Below are 25,738 nucleotides of genomic sequence, written 5' to 3' on the forward strand. Positions count from 1 at the left end.
TCTCAGCTCTGGTATTGCGAACTCTGAACGAACTTCTCGATCGCCTGTGCCCGAGTCTGCACGCCGAGCTTCTCGTAGATCCTGCGCAAATAATTGTCAACCGACCGCTTGCTGATATACATTTGCTCGGCAATCTTCTCGTACGTATCACCTTTAATGATCAGCGTCATGAGCAGTACCTCTTCCTCCGACAATAGCTGATCGACGGCGTCTTTCCCGGATACGCTCGTGAGCTGCGGCAGCATGCTCTGCGGCAGGACGATATGATTGTCGAGCACGCACGCGACGATATGCTTCATCGTCGACTCGGTGACCCCTTTGGAGATGATGCCGCTAATCAGATTGGATAGTAGAAAAGGAAGCAAGTCCGAAACGTCGACGCCTGTGAATATAATGATTTTGAGATTCGGATGCGTCGCCTTAAGCTGCTCTGCGACCTGCGTACCGCTTAGATCGGGCAATTGATAATCCAGCAGCACCAGATCGGGACTAACCGCCGCAGATAGCTGAATCGCTTCCTCTCCGCTCTTGGCGACGCCGGCCGTCTCGATCCGTTCCATTTGGCCGAGCAATTGAAGCGTCGCTTGCGCCATCAGTGGATGGTCGTCCACGACGATCGTTTTGTATTTTCGCTTCATGCAGTCCTTCCTTCTTTGAGCGGGATTGCGGCGTTGAACGACATGCCGCTGCCTTGACCGGACTTGATCTCGAAGACGCCACGCATCGATAATATTCTGCTCTTCAACTGCTCCAGGCCGATATGAGAGCCCCCGATCTCGCGAACGAGATCTTGCCCGGACCTAAAGCCTAAGCCATCGTCGCGGTACTGAACCGTCAGTTTGCCACTTGCAGCGCTCACATTAAAATACACTTTCGATGCGTTCGAATGCTTCTTAGCATTGTTGATGAGCTCCTGGAACACGCGGAAGAGATGTCGCTTCATCTCGATATCGCAGGATTCGATCGCGTCGATTCCCCCGTACCTAAACTCAATTTCAAACGGCAGGGTTGTCTGCTCGAGTTCGATCAGCTTGTCGATCGTTCGAACCAATCCTAGCTCCTGCAGCAAATACGGATGCAGCTCGAAGCAGCTCTGGCGCAAATTCATATTGATAATATCGATATAATCGAGCAAGCTCTTCGCTTGCTCTGAATCCTGCCAATCGTCCGAGTATTTATCGAGCAATGCAGCCAGCTTTCTTTTCAAAAAGAACAGATCCTGCATGGTCGTATCGTGCAGATCGGTAGCAATGCGGTATCTTTCCTTTTCTTGAAGTTCGAACATGAGCTTTCTGAACCAAGTAATGTCGTTTGCGGTATCTTCACTTGGCACTTGAGACGCCAAGTGTTCAAGGCGTGCAGACATTTTACGAATTAAATATAAGTTTTCCAAACTAACCGATAAATAAGAAATGATTAAATTGAGCCATTGCAGTTCTTCGTTACCGAGTTGGGTATTCGTTTTCTTTTGGGTGAGAATAAGGTAGCTCGCATATTCTTGATTTCGAGTCAATTCAAATAATAAAAGGTCTGAGTCTTGAGTAGAAGGTAATGTTAATCTTTCTTCAATTAGTCGATGATCAATCTCCCCTACACTAATGATTTCTGTAGAATTATTATGTTTAAACATAACTGCTCCACCGGATACGTTGAGACTCTCAATAATATCGGCAAGTATCATTTCTTTCAGTTCTTTGAAACTTGAAATAAAGATCAATTTTTTTGCGATTTTTTTTAAAGAATTCTGCAAGAAATGTCTTCTCGGAAATATTACGCGCTCCCAACGAGAAGTTAGGTACTCCAATGAGAAAAGAGTTCCAGATAAAATCGCTAATGTAAAAATAAAAGTCAATACTAAGATATCAAGTTTGAGATTAGTCGGAAACAGTATAACGATTACACTAACCATTAAAAGACTGGGGATGATGGATACGGTGGTCGTAAGAATGAATCGCCGGACTACAAGATCAATATCATATATTTGTTTTGCCAATAAAAGATAGGTAAATGAAATCGGGAATAAAAGTATAAACCACGTTGTGAAAACAGTATGAACCCAGACTTCGCCTACGAGTAATTGCGGAATAAAAGAAAGAAACACGATAGGAAATATGGATACCGTAAAAAATATGCCTATTGACTTCAATAAGGTAGATACATAAGGATTAACATCTTTATTTTTATTGTAAATGAGGACTAAAAAAACGATATCAAACAATACTCCCAAAGAGAAAAAGGTTAATTCGAAGGCAGCTTGAAATTTGTGTAACTGATAACTAAATTCTAAATCAAAAAAATACAAAGCTTCAAGAAAGGAGTTAACCGCAATAAACCAATAAATCCAATTAAAAAATCTAGTTTTTAATTGAATATTACTCTTTTCATGCAGAAAGACGATAATAAAATGCAATAAAACAACCGGTATCAACTTCATGCATAATCCTATTGTAAATTTACCAAGGATATCCCCTCTAATTGATGCACCTAAACTAAAAAATGTTAAAGATATATTGATAAACACGTAAGACAAATAACGAGCAGATAAAGAATTTCGTACATTCGAAATTAGAATAAAAGCTAAGAAAAAACTGAAAAGTCCTTCAATTAATGAAGAGGTGTCAGACTTTGTTAATTTGGGCAACTTAGTAAAATCAATTTCTGAAACTTGATGTTGCTGCAATACAAGGACCGAATTTGCTTTATTTATTGTTCTCCACTTTTTTGCTGAAGAATTAGATAAGACTTCCTTCCCATCTACTTTCAAAATCTGTGCTCCAACCTTTAAAGAAGTCTTATTTGACTGGCTTTTTGGATCGATGCCTATAACATACCATTTACCATTGTTGTCCTGTATCTCTATGTCTAAGTATGGGTACTTTTCAATTACACTTATAAACCAAATTAAAGCCACTATTGAAACCAGAAATAGCACTGGATATTTTTTTTTGTTCGACATAATTCTCCCCAATCGAGATTTTTATGGTATATTTTTACTTAGATTTTATAATACTTTAGGAGGTAATGGATATGCTCTTGGCCTATTCAGCAGCAGTAGTAAAAAAAGAAATTAAGTCTTTGAAATCTCTTAAAAGTAATATTGAAAAACAAAATTTGCTAGGTAGCTACTCCTATTCCTCAGAATTAAACGACAAAGAAATCTCAGCATTAAACAAGACTGTAAATCGTTCCGACGGAGTTAGCACTGCAGGTTATTGGTCCTAATTCTAAAATTAAGCACTTATTTAGACAGTTTAAGCCCTTTAACTCTAAAAGAGAGAAAAAAGGGCTTTTTGCATTTCTGCTTCTTGCTAGTCATTTCTAATCCAACCAACCCAATAGAAAGCGTCATAACGCATATCAATTTGCATCTTCACGCACACAAAATGCACTGACAACACCAATAAATTACAGGTAAACTTTAACATATAAGCGCAAAGCATTCAAAAGAATTCTATTCATTTCATACTAAAGTAAACGAGGTTTGCAGGTGATTACGATGAAGGTGCTCAAGGAAAGCGACGATGCTTGGTACGTCTCCCTCGCGGTTCAGACCGTACTGCAGGAACAGTTGGTCAGAGTAAAGCTTAATCGCCATGAAATATTGAATATCGCTGAAGAAGTTCAGTTGGAAACGCTCCGCTTCAAGGAAGCGGCTGAACTCGTGAAGACACCTTCCGGAAAGGTGATTCCTCAAATGAGGTTCATTTTGGCGCATCTTCAGGACGATCATCTGGCCAGCAGCTACTTCGAGGCTAGATCGCTTGGATTGGATGCGGAATTTGTTCAAATGCTGCGCTGCGAGATCATTCGGAGAGGCATTAAGGATCTCGTATGCGAGGATTTAGAGCGTTAATTTGTCGAATTCAATATTTTATTGTCGTTAAATGTTGAATGAACTACCTCTCCCTTTTAACTGCTTTTGTTGCAGTTAATCTTATATTGTTTACATAATATTATTTACGACGTCTTTAATAAAAACCTCGACGCGCAATATGATCCGGTCGTCTGGTATAATAACCCTAAATAAACCGGCATGGAGCGCGAACCTGATGAACCTGCAAAAAATAAAAGACCGCGAGCAATTGGACCGACGCGTGCCGAGCATGCCCTGGTACGTCGAGAAGTTTATCAACTATAAACTGCCGGACCTGTCTCCCTCCTCCCTGCTCGAATACGTTAGAGATTACGAAACGTTTTTTAGCTGGCTGATGCGCGAAGGACTGACCACGGCGGAGAAGATGTCCGACATACCGATCGAAGCGCTGGAAAAGCTGAAGATGGACGAGATCGACAGCTTCCGGATGGAGCTATCGACCCGGCGCGAACACGCCAACACGCGGACGACGATCTCCCGCAAGCTCTCCTCCCTTCGCTCGCTGTTCCACTATCTCAGCCAAATCGCGGAGGACGACGACTTCTACCCGCTGCTGAAGCGCAACGTGATGGCCAAGGTATCGATCAAACGAACGCACAAGCCGAAGGATACGGCGGCCAAGCTGGAGGGCAAGCTGCTTCAGGAGGAGGAAATTGCCGAATTTATCGCTTATATCAACGAACATTATGCAACGGATGTGGCTGACAACAAGCAGGCCCTATACGCACACGAGTTGAACCATACGCGCGATGCCTGCATCGTGAGCCTTGTCTTGAATTCAGGCCTTCGCGTATCTGAGCTGGTGAACTTGAACCTGGACGATCTCGATGTTAAAAAGAAACTTTTATACGTCTACCGCAAAGGCAGCAACGACGACACCTTCAAGACGCCCGTTTTCTTCCGTCAAGATGCGCTGACTAATTTGGAGTCCTACCTTCAGCAGCGAGAGATTCGCTATCACGCGCCCAAACGGGAAAAAGCCCTCTTTCTCGCCTTGGCGAACGGCAAGAAGGAAGGCTCGCGCATGACCAAGCGCGCGGTTCAGGAGATGGTCATCAAGTACGCGAAACGATTCGGCAAACCTTATTTGTCCGTCCATAAGCTTCGGCATTCGTTTGCGACCGACTACTATCTGTCGAACGATCTGTACAAGACGCAGGAGCAGCTCGGTCACGCCTCGCCGGAGACGACGCAGATCTACGCCCATTTAACGGACAAAACGATGGAAGAAGCGATCGACAAGCGCCGCAGCCAGGAATCCTGATAGCACGCTCAGCCACAAGGGGACGATCTCGTATCGTCCCCTTTTATGATTCCGGCTTCTGCCGTAGCTTGTCGGCCACGGCCTCCATTTTTTGCGCCATCGTCCCCTGCTTGTCCCTGCGGTCGTCGATCGTGATCGATGTCGACACGCGCTGGGCGCCATGGTTAAAAGGCGTCTCATGCATGCGCCTAACGACCGCTAGCACGTCCTCGAGCTCGCCTTCGATAATCGTGCTCATCGGCGTCATCTCGTGTTTGATCCGCTCAGGCGCCATGCGAAGCACGCGTTCGACCTCGGCGACATATGCGCTCACGCTCGTCGATCCCGTGCCGATCGGCACGATCGTCACTTGTGCGATTGCCATCTTATCCGCTCGCTTTCTTTAACATCGTCTCCCTGCACATCGACCGAATCTCATCTTCCTGCCGATCCAACAGCGCTAACCCTGCGGCCGTCTCCAACGTCTGCTGACGGAGAACGGCCGCCTCGTCCACCCCGCTTAGATAACGCCCTAGGAAGTGAACGAACACGTCCAGGCGGCGCAAACGCATAAGCACCGGGAGGGCGTCGATCTCAGCTTCAATTAAAGGTGCTATTTGTCCAAAGCCATTTAAAAAAGCGGAAGCTGCGCCGAGATCCCCCGACTCGCCGATTAACCCGGCCAACGCGACCGCCGGCTCCATCGCCCGCAGCTCTATCGTGCAAAACTCGAAGTCCAGTATTGCCGCGATGCGTGTAGAATCATTCAGATCGGCGAGCAAGTTGGAATCGTTGATATCCCCGTGCACGAGCTGATGAGGCAGGCTGCGGACGGTCTGCAGCGCCGATTGAAAAACGCGCATCGCATCGCCTATCCGCAGAAGGGATTCCTGCAAATCGTGAAACGCAGCCGGCGGCGCCTCGCAAAAAGAAGCGATGACGCTGCCCGGACAAGACGGATGCGTCTGTTCGAGTTCGTAGCAGGGCAGATAGGCGGGAGCGGCCGTCGTGCGAAGCTCCCGCAGCGCGAGCGACAGGCGCCCGACGGCTTCGCCGATCGACTCGGCGACGGCAGGCTCGGATCCGTTCGGACGCTTGCCGGCCGTATAAGTAAACAATGCCGCGAATCGGCCCGTGCCGTCTGCCAGCGTCGCGAAGCTCGTACCGTCCTGCAGCGCGATCGGCCGCGGTACGGCGAACGGCAAAGTCGCCTCGCTAAGCTTCAGAAGCACGTCGTGCTCGAAAGCGATCTTTTCCGCATCCTTGTGCGTCTCGTAGATGCGCAGCACGCGCTTGTCGCCGAGATCGTTCTCCGCGATTCGCGTCGTGTTGTTCCAGCCGCTCTCCCCCTCGGACACGGTCCAACGTCTCCCAGGATCATAGCGGCTTAAAAAGGCTTCAAAAGGCATGCCTATCCTCCGATCTTCGTCGCCGTGCGGCCGATCGCGGCGCGTTCGGCGTCCGTGAATATCCCCAATCTCCAGAACGCGGCGCCGCCTAACCCATGCCGCTTGGCGAGACCGAGCTTGTCGTCGACCGAAGTTTCGTTTTCCGCGTCCAGATTAATCGCCAGCAGGAGCTTGGACTGGGGCGCGCCCGTTGCGATCGCTTTGTCGATCGCTTCGTCGACCTTCGCGTTCGGCTGAGGCTTTTTATTGTCGCCGTAATCGTATGCCATGATGACGAGCTCGTCGGCCATCTTGGCCAGCGCCGCATAATCGTATCCTTTGTATTCGCCGTTCAGCGGCGGCACCGCGAGCGATACCTTGATGCCGTCCGGCTTGACGGCCGCGACGAGCTGCTTCACATAGGCGTTCAGCGCCGATTGGGCCATGACCGGATCGTCATGCCAACCAAGCCCTTCGAAGTCGAGCATGATGCCGCCGAACGCGTTGTCCTTCGCGAGCGCATGCAGCCGTTCGATCGAAGCGTCCCGCAGCGTTTGGTCCGTTAGCATTTTCATGAGCTGCCCTTTGCCGTCCTTGCCCAATACGGCCAGGTAGCTGCCGGAGCCGTTCGCATTCACCTGCGCGACGATCGACTCCGGCGTATCGTCTCCGGCGGGTTGCGGCCAATACCATCTGTCGCCGGTCGTATCTTTTAAGGCGATTTCTCCATTGTAATCGACCTGGGTCCAACCGAATGCAACGTCGTTCATATCGTTCGTCAGTGCCAGCTGACTGTATGCCCCTACCGCGTAAAAGCCGAGCAGCCGCATCTCGCGCTGCGGCGAGACGACGCGCACCGTTTTCGCCGGCCCGTCCCACGATACGTTCGCGCCGAAGGCTTGACTAAAAAAAGCGAGCGGCACGAGAACCGAATCGTTAGACATGACAGGCGCGGCATTCAATGCATATTTAACCTCATTAATCGTCGCTGTTTTCTGGCCGAGCGTGAGATGAACCTCAACCGCTTGTCCCCCCGCTCCTTTACCCTTGGCGACGACCGATTTGGTCGCGGGTACCCATACCGCGTTGACGCCCAACGCTTCCGCAATCTTGCGGAAAGGCAGCAGAATCGTCCCATTGCGATTGATCGGCGACACGGGTACGGGCAGCTTCACGTCGTCGAGCACGATCGTGACCGCAGGGGCTGCTGAAGCCGCCGATACGTCTTGCGCGCCCAAAGGCAGCAAAATAGCCGAGGCAAGAACGGCCGGCAGCCATTTTTGAACAGGTTTGAGCAGTTTCATCGGTTAAGCTCCTTTTCTACCAAGCCGTCTATGAATCTCTTCATTAGACGCTTTAGATGAAGAGGAGTTGCACGCCTCCGCTAAAAAATCCCTAAAGAGGGGAATGATAGCGATGGCCCTGAATGAATATGCTCTGTTATTTAACGTCATTAACATAAATGCCTTTATACGCTCTTATGCACGCATGATGCGATTCGAGCAATCTTTGCACATTTAGTTTACATAATATATTTTATGATTCGAGTATTATTCGGTCCATTCCGACCTCAATAATCCCATTTGGATCACGTCCGCATAGCGACCGTTGCGGTACAGCTTTTCTCGCAGTCTCCCCTCTTCGACGAAGCCGCACTTCAAGTAACTGCGGCAAGCCCGTTCGTTGAAATCGTACACTTCCAGCTCCAGCCGGTTCAGATTAAGCTCCTTGAACGCATAACCGATCAGCAGCCGCATCGCTTCCGTTCCCAATCCCTGCCCGCAGCGATCGAGCGAGCCGATGACGATGCCGATTTTCGCGCAACGATTTTTCCAGTCGATCGTGTCCAGACCGATCTGCCCGATGTATAGCTCCGTATTCGTCTCCGCGATGACGAAGCCGCGGCTGTCCGGCCGCGGATCCATCATGTCGGCGAGAAATCCCTCGGTCGACTCCAAACCGTGAGGAAACAGAAAAATATCCGACAGAAAACCCGTGATCGCTTCATTGTTCACCCACTGGCGAATCGGCACCAGATCCTCGTGGCGGTATTCGCGCAGTCGAACGCGCTTGCCGATAATGTGCGGCATTTTTGGCACATCTCCTTCTACTAAAAGTTTAGTCCTTTATCCTTGCCGGTCAGCAAATCGATCCACGCGTCCGGAAGCGTCGCCGATGGACTCCGCACAGCTGCGAGATCGAAGGAAGCGACCAGATCGGCAGGCTTCAGCTCTTCGATTCGATCGCGCAATCCGGCGAGCCAGGCGAGAAAACCGACGATTCGCTCGGACCGAACGCCGAACCGTTCGCGGAGCTCCGACAACGACACCGCCCCGTGACGCTTGGACAGCCGGCTGCCGTCCGCGCCGAGCAGCAGCGGAGAATGCGCGAATCGCGGCGGCGGACTGCCGAGCGCTTCGTACAGCGCCAGCTGCCGCGGCGTCGAATCGAGCAGATCCCAGCCGCGCAGCACGTCGGTAATCTCCATCTCGATATCGTCCGCGACGACGGCGAGCTGGTACGCCACGATGCCGTCCGCGCGCCGCACGACGAAGTCGCCGCCGCCGGCGCCGGAGAATGCCGTCTCGCCCGCGATGCCGTCCGCGAACCGGTACGTTGCGCGTTCATCCATCGCAAAGCGGAGCGATGGCGTCTTGCGCAGCGCCCGCTCCGCCCGCTCTGCTGCGGTCAGCGTCCGGCAGGTGCCCGGATACGCCGGTCCTTCGGCGTCAAGCCCATGCGGCGCGCTGGCCGCCGCCATCAGATCGGCGCGGCTGCAATAGCAAGGATACAATCGCCCCTGCCGCAGCAGCTCGTCCAGGATGCGTTCATATTGCGCCGTACGCTTGCTCTGCTCGTAGGGCGCGTGAGGCCCCCCGACGTCCGGTCCTTCGTCCCAATCCAGGCCAAGCCACTTGAGCTCTTCCGGCAGCAGCGCCGCGAGCTCGGGCTTGCATCGCTGCCGGTCCAGGTCCTCCAGCCGAAGGACGATCTCCCCGCCCGCCGAACGAATCTGCAGCCAGGCGAGCAGCGCCGTCAACGCGTTGCCCAGGTGCAGCCTGCCGGACGGCGTAGGCGCGAACCTGCCGCGCACTCTCTTTCCGTTCGAAGCCATCTCCCTTCCCCTTTCTCCGAAGATCGGTCTTGTAGCATAATAGGATTCATATTCAGTTCACAAACGAGCGTCAAAATAACATGAAAACGAAGGCGGCGCATCTTGGCGCCAGCCTCCGATCCGAACTTGAAAAGGTGGCCCATACGATGGCGCGCATTCTTATTGTAGACGATGATCCGCATATCCGCGAGCTGCTCGGTCACTTCCTCGCGGCCGAAGGATTCGAGATCCAGGAAGCGACGGACGGCGCAGAAGCGCTGGCTTCGCTGGCCGAGTCTCCGTTCGATCTGGTCGTGCTGGATATTATGATGCCGAACATGGACGGTTGGGAGCTGTGCCGCGAGCTGCGGACGCACTACGAGCTGCCGGTCCTCATGCTGACCGCGATGGGCGAGACCGCCCAGAAGGTCAAGGGCTTCCAGCTCGGCACGGACGACTACATGGTGAAGCCGTTCGAGCCTGCGGAGCTGGTCGTCCGCGTTAAGGCGCTTATGCGCAGATATAAGATCGCGGTGTCCCATCAGACGCAGATCGGCCGCGTGCTCATGAACCGGCAGACGTTCGAGCTCCAGCTGGACGGACAGCCGCTCACGCTGCCGCTCAAAGAGTTCGAGCTGTTGTTCAAGCTGGCGAGCCATCCCGGCCAGACCTTCTCCCGCGATCAGCTCATCGAGCAGATCTGGGGCTTCGATTATGAAGGCGACGAGCGTACGGTCGACGTGCATATCAAGCGGCTGCGGGAGCGGTTTCCCGACGATTGCGGCTTCCGGATCACCACGATTCGGGGGCTTGGCTACCGGCTGGAGGTGCTCCCTTGAACATCGGCGGATCGCGGCTATCCCGGTTATGGAAAAACTTCGCGCAAAGTCACAAGGATTATCGTCAGCTGCAAAAGGAATTCGAGGCTCGCATGCGCGACCAACGCAGAAGCGAAGCGCTTGCGGCCGGCGGGATGCGGGCATGGTTCGAGCGGCTGCCGCCCCCCTTGCACTTTCTGACCGGCGTCTCCGTATTCCTGTTCTGTTACTCCATCCTCTGGACGGCAGCGCACTTTTTGCTTCGTGCCGTCGGCCGACTCTTGCCGATGCCGGGTACGCTGCGCGAGTATTTGACGCTGATCCTGACTTTTTTCCTATTCGGGCTGTCGATCGTGATCATCCGTTATTTGTTCAGGCCGGAAGCGAGGGCGATGCAGCTCGTGAACGCGCTGACCGACGCGATGTCCAGAATGGGAAAAGGCGACTTCAACGTAAATGTGGAGGTCAATCCGAGGTACGCGGGACAATATTACGAGGTCGTCAAAAACTTCAAGCAGATGGCCGCCGATCTGGGGCAGATCGAAGATATGCGGCAGCAGTTCGTCGCCAACGTTTCCCATGAGATTCAATCGCCGCTCACGTCGATCAAAGGCTTCGCGCAGGCGCTCAAGTCGGATCGGCTCTCGGAGACGCAGCGCAAGCATTACCTGGACATCATCGAAGCCGAGAGCGAGCGCCTGTCCCGTCTCAGCGACAACCTCCTCAAGCTCACGACGCTCGAGTCCAAGCGGCCGCCCTACCAGCCCCGTACGTACAAGCTCGACAAGCAGCTTCGGCAGGTCGTGCTCGCCGCCGAGCCTCAATGGCAGGCTAAACGGCTGGAGCTCGACATCCGCCTCTCCGAGTGCGAGCTGGAGGCCGATGAAGAATTGCTGCGCCAAGTATGGGTGAACCTGCTGCACAACGCGATCAAGTTTACGCCCGAAGGCGGCGTGCTGGGCCTCTCGCTCGCCGTAACCGGCGGCAGCGCGGTCGTTCACGTCGAGGATACGGGACCGGGCGTGCCGCCCGAGCATCTCCCCCGTTTGTTCGAGCGGTTTTACAAAGCGGATAAATCGCGCAACCGGGCGGCCGGCGGCAGCGGCCTCGGCCTCTCGATCGTTCAGCGGATCGTACAGATGCATCACGGCGAGGTGTCGATCGCGAACCGGCTCGTCGCCGGCACGCGCGTCACGGTCGAGCTTCCGCTCTCCCAAAGCGGATCGCAACCTTAAGGCTTAAGACATTAAAAAAGCTGCCGTCGCACTTTTGTGCGACGGCAGCTTCCGCTTATGAATAAACTTATAGCTTGAACGCGCTCACGGCTTGCTTGAGCTCCGCCGCGATGCCGGACAGCGTCCGGGACGAGGAGGACAGCTCCTCGCTGAACGCGAGCTGTTCCTCCGCCGATGCGGCCGCTTCCTGCGTCATCGAGGCGGTCATGGACGCCATATGTCCGATGTTGGACACCGACGCGGATACCTCCTCCGAGCTCGCGGCCAGCTGTTCGGCGGCCGCTGCCGCCTCCTGCACGCGGGAGGATACCTCGTACGACGCGCTCGCGATCTGCTTGAAGGCGACGGCCGCCTCGTTCACGGCCGTGCTGCCGGCTTGAACTTCCTCGATGCTCGTGCTCATGAGCGCGGACATCGATTCGACCTGTTCGCGTACCTCGGTGATGAGCGTGTAAACGTTGCCGACCGACTCGTTGGTCTGGGTGGCGAGCTTGCGCACTTCGCCCGCGACGACCGCGAAGCCGGCGCCATGCTCGCCGGCGCGCGCCGCTTCGATGGCGGCGTTAAGCGCGAGCAGGTTGGTACGCGAAGCGATCTCGCCGATGATGCCGGTGACCTCGCCGATCTGATGGGACTTCGCGACGAGGCTCGTGATTTGCTTGCCGGCAAGACCGACGGTCTGCTCGAGCGAAGCCATGCGCTCCGTCACGTGGACGATCCGGTCCGTCCCCGTCGTAGCCGCGGTAGCGGCGCCTGCGGACAATTCAGCGACCTCGGAGGTCGTCTCGGCGATTCTGCCTACGCCTTCGGCCATTTCCTCCATGACGCGGTCGCACTCCGCAGCCGACTTCGCCTGGCTTTCCGAATTGGAGGCGATCAGGGAGACGGACTCCGCGATCTGGACGGAAGCGCCCTTGTTCTGCTCGGAGCCGCCGGACAGCTGGATCGACGAAGTCGCGAGCACCGAAGCGCTGTCCTGCATCTGACGGACCGAGTCTCGCAGCTTGGCGACCGTATCGTTCAACCTCGTGAGCAGCGTGCCGAACTCGTCGCTTCGTTTCGTCTCGAAAAACGAGATTTGAAGGTCGCCCGCGGCCACTCGGCTCAGCGCATCGGTCGTTTGCTTCAGCGGCACCGTAATGTTGCGGATCAACAGCCAGGAGAGCGCAATCGCGAGCAAAACGATCGCAATGCCGATGTAGAAGACGAGCGATGCGCTGCTGTGGAACAATTCTTCATTGTCCTTTACGCTGCTCGCCGCGCCCTCGTGATTAAAAGCGATCAGCTTATCGACGGTTTGGTCGAGCTCCGTGAAAGCTTCGGAAGCCGATTTCCCCTTGTCCGCGTTTCCGGAACTTTGCGTCGATGCCGAATAACTGGTCTTGAACTCCCCCCAATCCTGCTGAAGCGCATCGTACAGCTTTTTGTCCTCTTCGTTCGTAACCGAGCCTTTATAGCCGTTCACGCTGCTCTCGATCTCCGGGAACAACGAAGCCATTTGTTCGATCGCCTTCTTTTTGGCCGCTTCGTCGGTGGCGACGAGCGATTGGTAATATAGGTTCGTAATCTCTTGTAAGTCGATTTTAATGTTGCTCATCGTTTCCACGCCGCTTAGCCAATCGTTGCCGATCTCCTGCGATTGCTCGTTCATTTTGCTCATGTTGACCAGGCTGATGAAGCCCAGCGCCACGAGCGCGACGAGTATGGCGCTAAACGCCCCCACCATTTTTTTGCCGACCGTCCATCTCATAGGTTGACTGCCTCCCGCCGCACGTCCGGCTCATCATAATGTTCTTTTCCACTTATCATATCGGTGCGCAGTTAAAAAAAACTTAACATTTCTCCATAAATTTGTAGAAAAAGATGATGATTCATTAACGATTACGTCGATTTTTGTCGTATTTGGCTCTATTTATTAACAAATAACCCCGCTCTCCCATTCGGGAAAAGCGGGGTTACTGGTCGATTAACCAAGCTTAATTCCGTTTTACATTATGTTTCGGAAGCCGGCGACGCGTTTGATCCAGGGCTGGGTTGCAGCGCCAAAAACCGGCTATACGCAGACTCCCATGCCCCGCTGTCGCCCGGCTCGTACGTATCGACCGGGAAAGAGCGGGACACGAGACGCCTGGCTTCCGCAAGATCGGCAATCTCGCCTTGCGCGACGAATTGCAGCAGCAAGTTGCCGATCGCGCTGGCCTCCGCAGGCCCGGCGAAGACCGGCCGGCCGATCGCGCCGGCCGATAGCCGGCAGAGCAGCCTGTTCTGGATGCCGCCGCCCACCATATGGAGTCCGGCGAACTTGCGGCCGGTGAGCGACTCCGCCTGCTCGAGCGCCTGCCTGTAGCGAAGCGCCAGGCTCTCGAGGACGCAGCGGGCAAATTCGCCCTGGTCCCGCGGCTCCGGCTGGCCGGTCTCCCGGCAATAAGCGCGAATTTTGGACGTCATGTCGGACGGCCCGTAGAAGCGGGCGTCGTCCGGGTCGATCAGGCTCCGCAGCGGCTCGGCCGCTTCAGCGAGTTCCACGAGCTCCGGATAGCCGATCGGCGCTTCGCTCTCGTCCCACTCCCGTTTGCACTCTTGCAGGATCCACAAGCCCATGATGTTTTTGAGGAGCTGATACGTGCCGCCGACGCCGCCTTCATTGGAAAAGGACAGCGAGAGCGTCTCCGGCTTTAGCACCGGCTCCGCCAGCTCCGTGCCGAGCAGCGACCAGGTACCGCAGACCAGATAAGCGAACGGTTCGTCTCCCGCCGGCACGGCCGCGATCGCGGATGCCGTATCGTGCGAGCCGACCGCCACCGCTGCGACCGGGGGAATCCGAAGCTCATCCAGAACCTCGTCCGACAGCGCGCCGATCCGGGTGCCGGGCGCGACGGGCTCCAGGAACATCGTCTCTGGAATGCCGAGCTCGCGCATCAGCTCCGCGTTCCAGCGCCGCGTGCGCGGATCGAACAGCTGCGTCGTCGTCGCCATCGTAAACTCGCAGGCCGGCACGCCCGTCAGCAGGTAAGTCAGCAGATCCGGCGTCAACAGCAGCGTCTTGGCCGCGTCGAGCTTCGCCGAACCGGCCTTGCTCATCGCATAAAGCTGATAGAGCGTATTGAAGGGCATGAACTGAAGCCCGCTCGACGCGAACAGCGCGTCGGCGCCGAACCGCTCGCTCAGCTCCTCGATCAGCCTTTCCGTCTGCGGATCGCGGTAATGATACGGATTGCCAAGGAGTTCGCCGCCTTCGTCGATCAGGCCGAAGTCGACGCCCCACGTATCGATGCCGAGCGTCCGCGGCGAATAACCCGCTTGGAACGTCTTGCGGATCCCACGCTTGATCTCCTGCAGCAGGCGCAGGATGTCCCAATGCAAATGCTTGCCTACGCGTACGGCTTCATTTTCGAAGCGATGCATCTCCGCCACTTTAAGCGTACGGACGCCGTCCGCTTCCGCGCTAAGCTCGCCTACGTAGGCGCGGCCCGAGCTCGCGCCCATATCGAACGCCAGCGCGGTCGCGCGCTGCGGTACGCCGCTTGCAGCCGTTGTCTCGCTCATGACCCGTTCCTCCGCTTATTTCATTTTTTGCAGCAGCTCGATCCGGTACGCTTCGCTCTCCAGCGACGCGATCTCTTTGTACTCGGCGTCCGTCAATGCCTTAGGCTTCTTGATCGCGCTCGCGATAAGCCAGATCTTCGCGCTCTCCTCGACGACCTCGGTGCGGTAGTACGCTTCGCGAAGATTGCGTCCCGTCGTGACGAGACCGTGATTGCCGAGCAGGATCGTGCTGTAGTCGTTCACCTTGGCGACGACGGCGTCGGCGAGGCGGTCGGTCGTCGGCAGCACGTACGGGACGTACGTCGTCGTGCCGACGAGCGCGGCCTGGTCGGGGAACATAACGGGCAGCTCTTGTTCGACCAGCGTGAAGGCGATGCAGTACGGCGGGTGCGTATGGACGATCGCGCCGATGGACGGGTTGGCTCTGTAGGCATACAGATGCATCAGCACCTCGGACGACGGCCGCAGGCCGATGTCGGCGATGTCGCCGCTCTCGATGTCTACCTCCACCCACTGCTCTGGCGCGATCTCGTCCAGCGCGAACCCGCTCGGAGACAGGTACATCTTGCCCTCGTGCCTGGCGCTCAGATTGCCGCCGGGTCCGACGACCAGTTTGTTCGATACCGTCTTGCGCGCGTACTTGCACAGCTCATTGCGAATATCCGTGGCGCTCATGCGTGATTGACCTCCAATGGGTAAAATGAATGGGCAGGACGGGACGAAAGGATAAACCGGACGAAGGCCGCCCGGAGCGGACGGCTTCGTTTTAGTTGCCTTTTATTTGTACAGCGGACCGAAGTTCGCGCAAGCCCTGAAGTCGGCGCCTTCGATGCCGTCGGTGCCGAACAGGCCCCATGCGCGAGGACGGAAGACGCGTTCTTCGGCGACGTTGTGCATGCTGACCGGGATGCGGAGCATCGAGGCGAGCGTGATCAGGTCGGCGCCGATATGGCCGAAGCTGATCGAGCCGTGGTTCGCGCCCCAGTTGTCCATGACGTCGTAAACGGTACGGAACGCGCCCTTGCCCGTCACGATCGGCGCGAACCAGGTCGTCGGCCAGGTCGGATCCGTGCGCTTGTCGAGCGCGTCGTGCACTTCGGGCGGCAGGTCCACCGAATAGCCTTCGGCGATCTGCAGCGTCGGGCCGATGCCCTTGACGTAGTTCAGGCGCGACATCGTCATCGGCATGCCGCCTTTCGTCAGGAAGTCCGACGAATAGCCGCCCCCCCGGAAATATTCCGCGGACGCCGGGCGCCAGCTCGTCGCGTCGAGACATTTTTGAGCTTCTTCGGCGGAGATATCCCAGAACGGCTTCATCGCCGGCTTGCCGTCAATCGATTGCTCGCCGGTGCCATCCATCGTCGCGGAGCCGGAGTTGATGAGGTGCAGCAAGCCGCCGGCGGCCGCGCCCGTCAATTTGTGACCGGTAACTCTCTCGACCGAATCGGGGCCCCAGTACGTCCGAACGTCGGCGAAAATTTGCGCTGTATTGGTGAGCAGGTAGCCCATCAGCATCGGAATGCCGTTCAAGCTGTCGTTTTCCGTGGCGACGATATAAGGCGCGCGGATGCCGTTCCAGTCGAACGAGGAGTTGAGAATCGTCTCCAGGAAGTCTCCGTTCGGGAAATGGTCGGTCCAGGCGCGCTGTCCCTGGAAGCCGGAGACGATCGCGTTGTGGCCCATCGCTTCTTCGCCGAAGCCGAGCTCGGCCAGGCGCGGGTTGCCGATCATCAGGTCGCGGGCGATCTGCGTCATCTTGACGACCGTCTCCCAATCCTTGTCCTTGTCCGCGCGGCTCTTCTGCAGGCGCTCCGGATTGTTGTCCGGCCCCTCCTTGCAGTTTTCCTTCACCCACGCGAGCGCCTTCTCGAATTCGGCCGGATCATAGATCTCTTCTTCGATGCGGCGCACGAACTCGGACATGTCCACGTACTCCGTACGCATGCCGAGGTATTCCTGGAACAGGCCGTCGTTCACGATCGAGCCCGCGATGCCCATGGACACCGAGCCCATCGACAAATACGATTTGCCGCGCATGATGGCGACCGCAAGGCCCGCGCGGGCGAAGCCGATCAGCTTCTCGCGGACGTCCTCGGGAACGGTCGTGTCGCCCGAATCCTGCACCTGCTCGCCGTAGATGCCGAACGCCGGCAGCCCCTTTTGCGCGTAGCCGGACAGCACGGCGGCCAGATAAACGGCGCCCGGACGCTCCGTGCCGTTGAAGCCCCACACCGCCTTCGGCAGCGTCGGATCCATGTCCATCGTCTCGGTGCCATAGCACCAGCAAGGCGTGACGGTGAGCGAGACGCCGACGCCGGCTTTGGCGAATTTGTCCGCAGAAGCCGCTGCTTCGGCGACGCCGCCGATGCACGAATCGGAGATCACGCACTCGACCGGCTCGCCGTTCGGATACCGGAGCGAGCTGCTCAGCAGCTCCGCCACGGCCTTGGCCATGTTCATCGTCTGGTCTTCGAGCGATTCGCGCACGCCCTTGCGACGGCCGTCGATCGTCGGACGAATGCCGATCTTAGGAAACCCGCTTTGGTACCTATAAGCGTTGTCAGTCATCAATGACGCCTCCTTGAAAGCGATTAATATGTTACCGATAACTCTAAATTAACAACGAAACGTCTTGCTGTCAATCCATCACTTTTGTAAGATAGATATTAAGCATACGGCGGGTTTTTGAAAGGAATGGACGCGCATGGTCACCATCTACGATATCGCGGAAAAGGCCGGCGTCTCGGCTATGACGGTATCTAGAGTTATCAATAACACGGGACGAATCAGCGAGAAAACGCGGGCGAAGGTCAAACGCGTCATGGACGAGCTCGGCTATGTGCCGAACCAGATGGCGCGGAGCCTCGTGCTGCAGGAGACGAGGCTGCTGTTTCTCATGATCACCGACATTACGAACCCTTTTTATACGACGCTCGCTCGCGGCGCGGAGGATGCGGCGAAAAAGCATGGCTACCGGCTCCTGTTCGGCAATACGGACGAGGATCTGGAAAAGGAGAACGACTACATCGACGCCGTTCTGAAAACGCGGGCGGACGGCGTGTTGCTGGCTCCCGCGGGCGATGCGTCTCTGCCCCATCTGGAGATGCTGCGACGCCACCGCGTGCCGTTCGTGCTGCTCGACCGCGAGGTGCCGGGCATGGACAGCGACGTCGTGCTAGGCGACAGCAAGGAAGGCGCGCGCCAGCTGGTCAAGCAGCTCGTCGGAGGCGGCCACCGCCGCATCGCGCTGATCAACGGCTCGCGCACGATCTCGAGCGCCCGGGAGCGGCTCGAGGGCTACAGGGAAGCGCTCAAGCTGAACGATCTCGAATACGACGAAGCGCTCGTGCTGGAGACGAGCTTCGGTCCGCGCAGCGACCTGACGGGCATCGAAGCGTGGCTCGACCGCATGCGTCCCCTCCCCACCGCCTTCGTCGCCGGGAACAATGTCCTGGCGGTCGAGCTTATGCGATCGCTTCGCTCGCGCGGTCTTCGCGTACCCGAAGACGTGTCGCTCGTCTGCTTCGACGAGCTGGCCTCCTACGCCGAGATGGACCCTTTTCTCACCGTCATCTCCCAGCAGGCCTATCAATTCGGACATCTCGGCATGCAAATGCTGCTCGACCGGATCCGATCGCGCGACGAACCGTCGCCCGCCTGGCGCAAGGTCGTGCTGCCCGCGGAGCTGATCGTGAGGCGTTCGGTGCGGCAGCTGTAACGAGGAGGAGCGAAGGGCGAATCGGCGCCTTTTGCTCCGATTGTGCTATGGGGCAAATCTGTCGGACTCGGAGCATTTACTCTCTCGGTTACCGCTAATTGATCTTTTCTCTACCTTGGCTTCACTTATCGCCAACGGACCGTAGATCCGCTAAATGTCGAGCTAAGGGTTGATTGGCGAAGGTGACGGACACAGCGGGCGCTATTTCGACTGAAACGTTACTACGAGACATGCGTTGCCACGAATAACGGATCTATAGTCCACAAACCCGGCTTTTCTCCATCTTTTATACAAAATAGCGGATCCACTGTCCGAAACCTGACCTCGCGAATACGATTGGCGAAAAGACGGAGCGAGTTATTCATTCGCGTTTGTTTGGAATGTTCGTGGTCTCCGGCAATTTTATATACAAGCACATCCCATAACGAAGAGGCGCCGCGGAAAATTTCTCCGCGGCGCCTCTTGCCTAAGCTCATTGCTAGCGTCCCAGCCGAATATGCCCGGCCTTCGTCCGCAATCGATCCCATCCTCGCTTGATCGTACCTCGAGGATCCGGCGCGAGCGCGAGCCCGGACGATTCGGCGATGCGGGCGACGACTTGTCCCGCATTCAATCCGTCGGTCTGAATGCGCACGTCGAACGCTTCCTTCGACAAGCCGGCCAGACAACGGTCGATCTGCCGGGCCGCCCAGGAACGCTCGCTCTCCCACCGGCTTCGAAGACGCCGCAGCAGCGTCTCCCGCGATGCCGTCAGCGCGTAGTGGTCGACCCGGACGCCCGAGGTTCGCAGCGCGCCGACCAGCTCATCCATGTAGCGTTCGTTCACGACCGTCATCGGCACGATGATCGGACCTGCATGGTTCGCGTCGAGATAAGCCAGCATTTCGCGGTTGATCGACCGCCACATCGGATAGTCCTGGAAGTCGTCGCCGCGAAGATGCTTCGGCAGCCTCGCCCGAATGAAAAAGCCGGCCTCCTCGGGGTCGAAGACGAACGAGCCGGGAAGCCTCCGGTGCAGCTCGAAGGCGGCCGTCGTCTTGCCTGCGCCGAAGGCGCCGTTGATCCATACGATCAACGGCTTTGCCCGGCGGTACGCTTCGATCTGCGCCGCCAGATGACGAAGGCGGCGATCGCGGCCGCGGCGATGAGGAGCGACCACAGCCAGTCCAGCCGCGCCAGCGCTTCTCTCGTGCCGTTCAGCTTGCTGTCCGCGTAGGACTCTTGATAGACGGCTTTGACGTACGCGCCGCCTCCCGAGTCGATGGCGATCGCATCCTGCACGTCGATGCCTAAGATCCCCTTGAACTCGGTGCCCTTCGGCAGCGCGTTGGAAAAGTTGCCCTTGTAAGCGCCTTCGGTCTCGGCATAGGCGGAGGTCTTGCCCAGCTTCATGCCCAGCCGGTCGGCTGGCACGGATTCATCCGTAATCTTGTACAAATTGTCGTAATATACGACAAACGGCGTGCTCCAGTCGGCCGCTGAACCAACGGACGGAACGAGCATCATCAGCGCCGCGAACAACAGCAGAAGCTTACGTGACATGGTCAGGCTCCTTCGGATCGATTGGATCGATTGGATCGATGAGGAAGAAAGATGCTTGGTTCACATTTTAAAGCAAAAACCGCCCTTCGAACAGCCCTTAGTTCGCGCCCGCGATCAACGGCCGAAAAGCGTATCGAGCACGGTGCCAAGACTGCCCGGCTTGCGGCCGAGCAGCATCTCCGGGTCGAAAATCTCGACGGCGCCGCAGTCCTCGCAGGACACGAAAAGATAGTGATGATGCTGAATGTCCAGCAGCTTGCTAAGTCCCGGGCCGGTCATCGCGACTTCTTTGGCGGATCCGCCGCGATGGCCGCATTTGCCGCAGACGAAACGATCTTCGAGCATCGCCGCGACATCGCGCATACCGGCCGGGTCCTCGTCGTCCGCAGCGATCGACGTCGCTTCATCGGCCATCAAGCCGTCCGGACTTAAAGCGATTTCCTCGAAGTCCTCCTCGGTCACCTCGTACAGCTTGCGCCTGCAGCTCGGGCATCTCCCGGCGGCACGCTCGAGCGCGGCCTGGCAATAAGGACATTCCATCCTTCTTCACGCTCCTCCGCTGAAGGTAACGGACAAATGCACGATCTCGCTTCGGCTCGCCAGACGGACCGGCGGTCCCCATGTGCCGTATCCGGACGAGACGACGGCGTGCAGCTTCCCTTTGCGCAAATAACCCCAGTCCAACTCGAACAGGCGTCGCGTGATCCAGTGGTTCGGCGCGAACTGGCCCCGATGCGTATGACCGGACACGAGAATGTCGACGCCGGCCTCCGCGGCGGCCGCATAGCCGTATGGCTGATGGTCCATCAGCACGATCGGCAGCGTGGGATCGAGGCCCTGGAGCAGCTCCGCCACCGGCTTGCGGCCGTCCGGATCCATCGATTCCGCCGTCTTGTCCTTGCGCCCGACGACGTTCACGATGCCGCCCGCCGTGGCGCGCTCGTCGCGCAGCACGGGAATGCCCAGCGCCGCCATGCGTCCGACGTACTCCTCGATATGCCCGCCATAATATTCATGATTGCCGAGCACGGCGTAGACGCCGAGCGGCGCCGAGAGACGGCCGAGTCGCTCGGCCATGCGATTGCGCACGAACGGCTCGATCACGTCGTCTAGGACGTCGCCCGCCAGCAGGATGAGATCGGGCTTGATCGCCTCCACCCGCGGGAGCAGACGGTCCAAGTGGCGGTTGCCTACGATGTTGCCCAGATGCAGGTCGCTTACGAGCACGATGTCCATTCGACGCCGGCCTCCCGCATCCTTCGCGACGTCGAGCTCGTACTTGCGCACGATCGGCGTCCAGGCATTCCACGTCCCCCAGGCGAAGAACGACAGCAAAAGAACGGCGACGATGAAGCCGGTCGTTTCTACCGTATGGATATAATCCGATCCCGCCTCGTAGAACAGCCAAACCGCCAGATCCGCGAGCGGCAGCAGCAGCACGGCGTACTCGAACAGTCCGATATAGTACGCGCCGAACACTTTAAGTCCGCGTCCCGCCGGCTTCGGCAGGAATCGAAAACGACCGATCAGATAGCCGAGCGCGGCCACGGCGAGCACGGTCCACAGCAAGCCGTCCGGAAATCCGGGCAGCCAGCTGTCCAACCAAGCCTGCGCGTTCCAGCCGATGAAAAAGTTCAGTCCGAAGTACGCGGCGACAATGAGCGTAAACGTAACGACTGCCCGCAGGCCCCCTCTTCTCATCGGCCCGCCTCCTCAGATTCATGGTCCGACTCGGCTATGAGCGGCGTCGGAGCACCCGCATACAGCAGCTTCAGCCTGTGCAGCGCGCGCGTGCATCCGACGTAGAGCAGCTTGGCGTCCTCCGCCTTGTAGTCCGCCGCGCCCGCGTCGGGGATCAGGACGGCATCGAATTCAAGGCCCTTGGACAGATACGCCGGCGCCACCGTGATCCCGCCTTCGTAATTCTGGTGCTTCGCCTCGAGCAGCGAAGCCCGAATGCCCCGGGCGCTCAGCTCGGCATGGATGCGCGCGCAAGCCGTTGCCGTTCGGCCAAGCACCGCGATGCTCTGAAGCTCCGGCTCCCGCTGCCATTCCTCGACGATCGCGGCGATCGCGCCGACGTCCGGAGACTGCGCGGTACGCTGGACCTCCACCGGCTGTCCGCTGCGAAAGACGGGCCGCGCCGGCTTGACGCCGCCGCCCATCCCCTTCAGGATCCGGTTGGCGAATTCGATGATCTCGAGCGTCGAACGATAACTCCGGTCCAGCTCGTAATACGAGGTCTCGGCCCGAGGGAACAAGCTTTTGAGCTCTTCCCAGTCGGTAATGCCCGCATAGTCGTGGATCCCCTGCTGCAGGTCGCCGAGCACCGTCATCGAGGTGATCCGCTGGTGCTGCCTGAGCACATGCAGCTGCGCGGGCGAATAATCCTGCGCTTCGTCGATCACGATATGGTCGTAAGCAGGTGCGGTCGCTCCGAGCAGCTTCAGATGGATGTGCACGAGCGCTGCCAGGTCTTCTCTTGCGAAAACGGCGGACGCTTTGCTTTTGCCCTTGCCCTTCGCTTTTGATGAAGCGCCCGCGCCTCTCGCGCCCCCGGCCGCCCCTTCCGCGACGTCCGCATGCCAGCCGCCGGCCTTGTAAAAGGAGGAAGCCGTATGCTGCGGCAGCTTCCCCGCGTACGCCTTCCAGCGGGCGTTCGCCTTTTTGCGCACCTCGGCGTCGCTCCACCTGGCTTTGCCGATTTCGATTTCCATCCAGCGCTTGATCCGGTTAAGCACCCGTTCCCGCTTCTTCATGAGCGGATCGAGCGGATTTTCCTCCGCGAACCAGGCACGAACCTGCTCTGCCGTCAGCATTCGCCGGTCGTCCGGCGAAAACGGCTCGTCCGGGACAAGCGTTTGCGCGAGCTCCGCGATCGCTTCGTCGATTTCGGCCAGAAAGCCGAGGCTGCCTTTGCGCTTCGCCGGCGCATCCGCGCGGCCGCCGGCCGCGGCGTCGCCCTCGAACCAGCGGGCCAGCTCCTCCGCCGGATCCCGCAGCTGCAGGTTCTCGCCGATCTGCTCGAGCGCCCAGTCCTCGAACGTCTGCTGGCCGATGTCCCCGACGCCGAGCTCCGGCAGTACGCCGGAGATGTAATTCAGGAACATCTTGCTGGGCGCGAGGATCATCATGCGGTCGGCGCGAACGCGGTCCTGGTAGCGATACAGCAGGTAGGCGAGGCGATGCAGCGCGACGGTCGTCTTGCCGCTTCCCGCCACGCCCTGGATGAACACGGCTTTGTTTTTCTCGGTGCGGATGATCGCGTCCTGCTCCTGCTGGATCGTCGATACGATATCCCGGAGCTTATTGTCCTTGCTCTCGCCTAGCTTGTGGAGCAGAAACTCGTCGCCTGCCGAGCCGCCCTGCTCGCCGCCCTCGGCATAGCTGTCGACGACGCGCTGCAGGTCGCCTTCCCGCACGAGAAGATTGCGCTTCAGGTGGACGGTGCCGGACACCGGCCCTTCGGGCGAGTCGTAGGCGACCTCCGGATGGCCGCCCGAGAATGCGTAGAACAGGCTCGATACCGGCGCCCGCCAATCCACGACGAGCAGGCGGTGCCCGTTTTCTTCGCCGACGCCCGACTTGCCGATATACAGCGGCAGCGGCTCGCTTTTGCCTTCCTCGCGGAAGTCGAGCCTGCCGAAGTACGGCTCCTTTTCGGACGCCAAGAGCCGGATTTTGCGCTCCTGCCGGATGGCGTCCAGCGTCTGCTCGGTATAATCGTTGCCGGTGTAACGCGGCCCGATGCCCGCGATCTGGCTTCTGATCGCTTCCTTCGTATGCTCCAGCTTCACCGTTTCTTCACGGAATCGTTGGTCTTCCGACACGGATCGCATCCCCCTTCAAATTGATTACGGCAGATTAAGTATGGTTAAATAAAGGAAGATACATGGTTGATGCAAGTTACATAATTCGGCGAGGAGGCATTTCAATGAGCTACAACAACATTTTGGTCGCGTACGACGGATCGAATCTGTCGCGCAAGGCGATCTCCCATGCCTCCGCGCTGGCGGAGAGCTATGGCGCAGCGCTGACGGTCCTGCATGTCTATCAGGTGCCGCTCGTCAACAACGGCGACTTCATGGTCACCCTGCCGGCGGATTGGTCTCAGCAGTACATGGACCACTCGTTCAAGGTGCTCGAGGAAGCAAAGGCGCTCGTACCCGGTACGGTCAATGCGACATTCAAGCTGATTGACGGCGATCCAGCGAACACGATCCTCGATTATGCCCGCGACGAAGGCGCCGACCTTATCGTGCTCGGCAGCCGCGGGCTCGGCGGCATCCGCGAGTTCGTGCTCGGCAGCGTGAGCCACAATGTCATGCAGCACGCCAAAGCGCCTGTATTGATCGTCAAGTAGTTCGGATCGGGCGGCAGACAGTTGTCCTCAACGCCAACGACAAAAATCGGTCTCTTCCCGCACGGGAAGGGACCGATGTCTTTATTAGGGGCATATGCAAGCTGACTGTACAGGTCTGCCCTATAATATATCGCATATCGTTAGCCAAGTAAAATAATAGGAGACCGTCTAGATCCGCGTCGCGGCGATCAGCAGATCGGCATTCGACTCGGGCAACTTTACGCGCGCGCCCTCCGGCACGCCCGCACGACCGGCTCGATCGGCAGCCGGCGGACGAGGTCGAACGCCTCCCGCCGGTACGAAGCCGGCCGAAGCGCCGGACAGCATGCTCCACCAGAACGCCCTGCGAACGTCGAACGCCTGGAATCACCTCTTTGCTTCTATATAAAAAGGAATAGCGTCACTAAGCCATCGCGTCGACGGCGGCATCGACCAAACGTTCGTAAAGCTCGTCGTTCGACTCGATCTCCGCGTCTACCGCGTCTATCTGTTCTTCGCTGCCCGACTTGCCCGCGAAAAACAGCGAGTAGCTCCACTCCCTGCCTTTGTCGCTCTGCAGCACCATCTCGTAAGCCGCATCGTGTCCCTCGACCTCGAACACCACTTTTCCTACATATCCTTCGACTTCATCCTTCGTCATTGCCGCTTCGCGAATGGTTACGTTCATGCCGATTCTCCTTTGTGTCGAGCCTGCGCGCGGTCCTGCCGCGGCTACTTACCCCATTTTAACGGTTTCAAAACCATTTTTGCAAAAAATCGCACACTTTCGGCGTTTGTCCAGTTGTCTAGAATTAATATTTTCTTAGTTGTTTTTCATATAAACGCGCAAACCGCCATGCATCAAGCTTTCCGCCGCTTAGAGGGAAATAGAGGGAAGTTTCAATCTGATATATTGATTCTAGCAGCAAGAGCATCAC

At 57.2% G+C, this 25,738-nt stretch carries 24 protein-coding genes; 7 read left to right on the forward strand and 17 right to left on the reverse strand.

Going from position 1 to position 25,738, the window contains the following annotated elements:
- Window positions 1–2: 2 nt before the first annotated feature.
- Window positions 3–638, reverse strand: a complete 636-nt coding sequence (locus BM235_RS10180; RefSeq protein ID WP_090112411.1) for a response regulator transcription factor — start codon at window positions 636–638, stop codon at window positions 3–5.
- The gene (locus tag BM235_RS10185) at window positions 635–2,764 is read right to left on the reverse strand and encodes an ATP-binding protein (protein WP_158543751.1); all 2,130 of its coding nucleotides are present in this window, start codon (window positions 2,762–2,764) and stop codon (window positions 635–637) included. Before BM235_RS10185 ends, BM235_RS10180 begins: the two co-directional genes overlap by 4 nt.
- A gap of 263 nt (window positions 2,765–3,027) precedes the next feature.
- Between BM235_RS10185 and BM235_RS31640 the strand changes: the two genes are divergently transcribed.
- From BM235_RS31640 to xerS, 3 genes are all read left to right on the forward strand, one after another.
- Entirely contained in the window at window positions 3,028–3,222 is a 195-nt protein-coding gene (locus BM235_RS31640) for a hypothetical protein (RefSeq protein WP_143106664.1), read from the forward strand.
- Between the two features lie 274 nt (window positions 3,223–3,496).
- A complete protein-coding gene (gene sda, locus BM235_RS10190; protein ID WP_255374347.1) occupies window positions 3,497–3,853 on the forward strand; it encodes a sporulation histidine kinase inhibitor Sda in 357 nt (118 codons plus the stop codon).
- Window positions 3,854–4,049: 196 nt separating this feature from the next.
- Entirely contained in the window at window positions 4,050–5,138 is a 1,089-nt protein-coding gene (gene xerS, locus BM235_RS10195; RefSeq protein WP_090112417.1) for a tyrosine recombinase XerS, read from the forward strand.
- Between the two features lie 43 nt (window positions 5,139–5,181).
- Here the strand turns inward: xerS and BM235_RS10200 are convergent, their stop codons facing one another.
- The 5 genes from BM235_RS10200 to gluQRS form a co-directional block, all read right to left on the reverse strand.
- Entirely contained in the window at window positions 5,182–5,502 is a 321-nt protein-coding gene (locus BM235_RS10200; RefSeq protein ID WP_090112419.1) for an MTH1187 family thiamine-binding protein, read from the reverse strand.
- A 1-nt stretch (window position 5,503) separates the two neighbouring features.
- A complete protein-coding gene (locus BM235_RS10205) occupies window positions 5,504–6,475 on the reverse strand; it encodes a phosphotransferase (RefSeq protein WP_158543750.1) in 972 nt (323 codons plus the stop codon).
- A 53-nt stretch (window positions 6,476–6,528) separates the two neighbouring features.
- On the reverse strand, window positions 6,529–7,809 hold the full coding sequence (locus tag BM235_RS10210; protein WP_090112423.1) for a stalk domain-containing protein: 1,281 nt from the start codon (window positions 7,807–7,809) through the stop codon (window positions 6,529–6,531).
- Window positions 7,810–8,055: 246 nt separating this feature from the next.
- Window positions 8,056–8,595: a GNAT family N-acetyltransferase gene (locus BM235_RS10215; protein ID WP_090112425.1), complete on the reverse strand. Its 540-nt coding sequence runs from the start codon at window positions 8,593–8,595 to the stop codon at window positions 8,056–8,058.
- Window positions 8,596–8,615: 20 nt separating this feature from the next.
- Window positions 8,616–9,620 (reverse strand): tRNA glutamyl-Q(34) synthetase GluQRS, encoded by a 1,005-nt coding sequence (gene gluQRS, locus BM235_RS10220; RefSeq protein ID WP_090112427.1) that lies wholly within the window; start codon window positions 9,618–9,620, stop codon window positions 8,616–8,618.
- Between the two features lie 146 nt (window positions 9,621–9,766).
- Here gluQRS and BM235_RS10225 point away from each other — a divergent pair, with 146 nt between their 5' ends.
- Together BM235_RS10225 and BM235_RS10230 are read left to right on the forward strand one after the other, a co-directional pair.
- Complete coding sequence (locus BM235_RS10225) at window positions 9,767–10,438, forward strand: response regulator transcription factor (RefSeq protein ID WP_090113503.1); 672 nt, start codon at window positions 9,767–9,769, stop codon at window positions 10,436–10,438.
- Complete coding sequence (locus BM235_RS10230; protein WP_090112429.1) at window positions 10,435–11,652, forward strand: sensor histidine kinase; 1,218 nt, start codon at window positions 10,435–10,437, stop codon at window positions 11,650–11,652. Before BM235_RS10225 ends, BM235_RS10230 begins: the two co-directional genes overlap by 4 nt.
- A 67-nt stretch (window positions 11,653–11,719) precedes the next feature.
- Here BM235_RS10230 and BM235_RS10235 read toward each other — a convergent pair whose 3' ends face one another.
- From BM235_RS10235 to BM235_RS10250, 4 genes are all read right to left on the reverse strand, one after another.
- On the reverse strand, window positions 11,720–13,402 hold the full coding sequence (locus BM235_RS10235) for a methyl-accepting chemotaxis protein (protein ID WP_090112431.1): 1,683 nt from the start codon (window positions 13,400–13,402) through the stop codon (window positions 11,720–11,722).
- Between the two features lie 242 nt (window positions 13,403–13,644).
- Complete coding sequence (locus BM235_RS10240; protein WP_090112432.1) at window positions 13,645–15,198, reverse strand: rhamnulokinase; 1,554 nt, start codon at window positions 15,196–15,198, stop codon at window positions 13,645–13,647.
- 15 nt (window positions 15,199–15,213) lie between these two features.
- The gene (locus BM235_RS10245) at window positions 15,214–15,873 is read right to left on the reverse strand and encodes a class II aldolase/adducin family protein (protein ID WP_090112434.1); all 660 of its coding nucleotides are present in this window, start codon (window positions 15,871–15,873) and stop codon (window positions 15,214–15,216) included.
- A 102-nt stretch (window positions 15,874–15,975) separates the two neighbouring features.
- Window positions 15,976–17,766 (reverse strand): L-fucose isomerase, encoded by a 1,791-nt coding sequence (locus BM235_RS10250; protein WP_177244216.1) that lies wholly within the window; start codon window positions 17,764–17,766, stop codon window positions 15,976–15,978.
- 136 nt (window positions 17,767–17,902) lie between these two features.
- On the opposite strand from BM235_RS10250, the gene BM235_RS10255 reads away from it, so the two are divergent.
- Window positions 17,903–18,916, forward strand: coding sequence for a LacI family DNA-binding transcriptional regulator (locus tag BM235_RS10255; RefSeq protein WP_090112437.1), 1,014 nt, complete (start codon window positions 17,903–17,905; stop codon window positions 18,914–18,916).
- Between the two features lie 478 nt (window positions 18,917–19,394).
- Here the strand turns inward: BM235_RS10255 and BM235_RS10260 are convergent, their stop codons facing one another.
- From BM235_RS10260 to BM235_RS10280, 5 genes are all read right to left on the reverse strand, one after another.
- On the reverse strand, window positions 19,395–19,991 hold the full coding sequence (locus tag BM235_RS10260) for an AAA family ATPase (RefSeq protein ID WP_090112439.1): 597 nt from the start codon (window positions 19,989–19,991) through the stop codon (window positions 19,395–19,397).
- Window positions 19,988–20,458, reverse strand: coding sequence for a hypothetical protein (locus BM235_RS10265; RefSeq protein ID WP_090112441.1), 471 nt, complete (start codon window positions 20,456–20,458; stop codon window positions 19,988–19,990). Before BM235_RS10265 ends, BM235_RS10260 begins: the two co-directional genes overlap by 4 nt.
- A gap of 114 nt (window positions 20,459–20,572) precedes the next feature.
- Window positions 20,573–20,998, reverse strand: coding sequence for a zinc ribbon domain-containing protein (locus tag BM235_RS32945; protein ID WP_369803498.1), 426 nt, complete (start codon window positions 20,996–20,998; stop codon window positions 20,573–20,575).
- A gap of 6 nt (window positions 20,999–21,004) precedes the next feature.
- Window positions 21,005–22,159, reverse strand: coding sequence for a metallophosphoesterase (locus BM235_RS10275; protein WP_177244217.1), 1,155 nt, complete (start codon window positions 22,157–22,159; stop codon window positions 21,005–21,007).
- Complete coding sequence (locus BM235_RS10280) at window positions 22,156–24,297, reverse strand: HelD family protein (protein ID WP_177244218.1); 2,142 nt, start codon at window positions 24,295–24,297, stop codon at window positions 22,156–22,158. The genes BM235_RS10275 and BM235_RS10280 overlap by 4 nt, the downstream gene beginning before the upstream one ends.
- Window positions 24,298–24,392: 95 nt before the next feature.
- On the opposite strand from BM235_RS10280, the gene BM235_RS10285 reads away from it, so the two are divergent.
- Window positions 24,393–24,821: a universal stress protein gene (locus tag BM235_RS10285; protein ID WP_090112445.1), complete on the forward strand. Its 429-nt coding sequence runs from the start codon at window positions 24,393–24,395 to the stop codon at window positions 24,819–24,821.
- A 403-nt stretch (window positions 24,822–25,224) separates the two neighbouring features.
- Here BM235_RS10285 and BM235_RS10290 read toward each other — a convergent pair whose 3' ends face one another.
- Window positions 25,225–25,488, reverse strand: coding sequence for a hypothetical protein (locus BM235_RS10290; RefSeq protein WP_090112447.1), 264 nt, complete (start codon window positions 25,486–25,488; stop codon window positions 25,225–25,227).
- Between the last annotated feature and the right edge of the window lie 250 nt (window positions 25,489–25,738).

This window comes from Cohnella sp. OV330 (assembly GCF_900112065.1).
In the GTDB taxonomy this organism is placed as follows: Bacteria; Bacillota; Bacilli; order Paenibacillales; family Paenibacillaceae; genus Cohnella.

Bases quoted from the DNA above. Each gene is read 5' to 3' on its own strand.
- gluQRS (WP_090112427.1), bottom strand. From the start codon at position 9,620: ATGGCTTCGAACGGAAAGAGAGTGCGCGGCAGGTTCGCGCCTACGCCG.
- BM235_RS10255 (WP_090112437.1), top strand. From the start codon at position 17,903: ATGGTCACCATCTACGATATCGCGGAAAAGGCCGGCGTCTCGGCTATG.
- BM235_RS10210 (WP_090112423.1), bottom strand. From the start codon at position 7,809: ATGAAACTGCTCAAACCTGTTCAAAAATGGCTGCCGGCCGTTCTTGCC.
- BM235_RS10235 (WP_090112431.1), bottom strand. From the start codon at position 13,402: ATGAGATGGACGGTCGGCAAAAAAATGGTGGGGGCGTTTAGCGCCATA.
- BM235_RS10245 (WP_090112434.1), bottom strand. From the start codon at position 15,873: ATGAGCGCCACGGATATTCGCAATGAGCTGTGCAAGTACGCGCGCAAG.
- BM235_RS10250 (WP_177244216.1), bottom strand. From the start codon at position 17,766: ATGACTGACAACGCTTATAGGTACCAAAGCGGGTTTCCTAAGATCGGC.
- BM235_RS10290 (WP_090112447.1), bottom strand. From the start codon at position 25,488: ATGAACGTAACCATTCGCGAAGCGGCAATGACGAAGGATGAAGTCGAA.
- sda (WP_255374347.1), top strand. From the start codon at position 3,497: ATGAAGGTGCTCAAGGAAAGCGACGATGCTTGGTACGTCTCCCTCGCG.
- BM235_RS10180 (WP_090112411.1), bottom strand. From the start codon at position 638: ATGAAGCGAAAATACAAAACGATCGTCGTGGACGACCATCCACTGATG.
- BM235_RS10215 (WP_090112425.1), bottom strand. From the start codon at position 8,595: ATGCCGCACATTATCGGCAAGCGCGTTCGACTGCGCGAATACCGCCAC.
- BM235_RS10285 (WP_090112445.1), top strand. From the start codon at position 24,393: ATGAGCTACAACAACATTTTGGTCGCGTACGACGGATCGAATCTGTCG.
- xerS (WP_090112417.1), top strand. From the start codon at position 4,050: ATGAACCTGCAAAAAATAAAAGACCGCGAGCAATTGGACCGACGCGTG.
- BM235_RS10200 (WP_090112419.1), bottom strand. From the start codon at position 5,502: ATGGCAATCGCACAAGTGACGATCGTGCCGATCGGCACGGGATCGACG.
- BM235_RS32945 (WP_369803498.1), bottom strand. From the start codon at position 20,998: ATGGAATGTCCTTATTGCCAGGCCGCGCTCGAGCGTGCCGCCGGGAGA.
- BM235_RS10280 (WP_177244218.1), bottom strand. From the start codon at position 24,297: ATGCGATCCGTGTCGGAAGACCAACGATTCCGTGAAGAAACGGTGAAG.
- BM235_RS31640 (WP_143106664.1), top strand. From the start codon at position 3,028: ATGCTCTTGGCCTATTCAGCAGCAGTAGTAAAAAAAGAAATTAAGTCT.
- BM235_RS10240 (WP_090112432.1), bottom strand. From the start codon at position 15,198: ATGAGCGAGACAACGGCTGCAAGCGGCGTACCGCAGCGCGCGACCGCG.
- BM235_RS10225 (WP_090113503.1), top strand. From the start codon at position 9,767: ATGGCGCGCATTCTTATTGTAGACGATGATCCGCATATCCGCGAGCTG.
- BM235_RS10265 (WP_090112441.1), bottom strand. From the start codon at position 20,458: ATGTCACGTAAGCTTCTGCTGTTGTTCGCGGCGCTGATGATGCTCGTT.
- BM235_RS10275 (WP_177244217.1), bottom strand. From the start codon at position 22,159: ATGAGAAGAGGGGGCCTGCGGGCAGTCGTTACGTTTACGCTCATTGTC.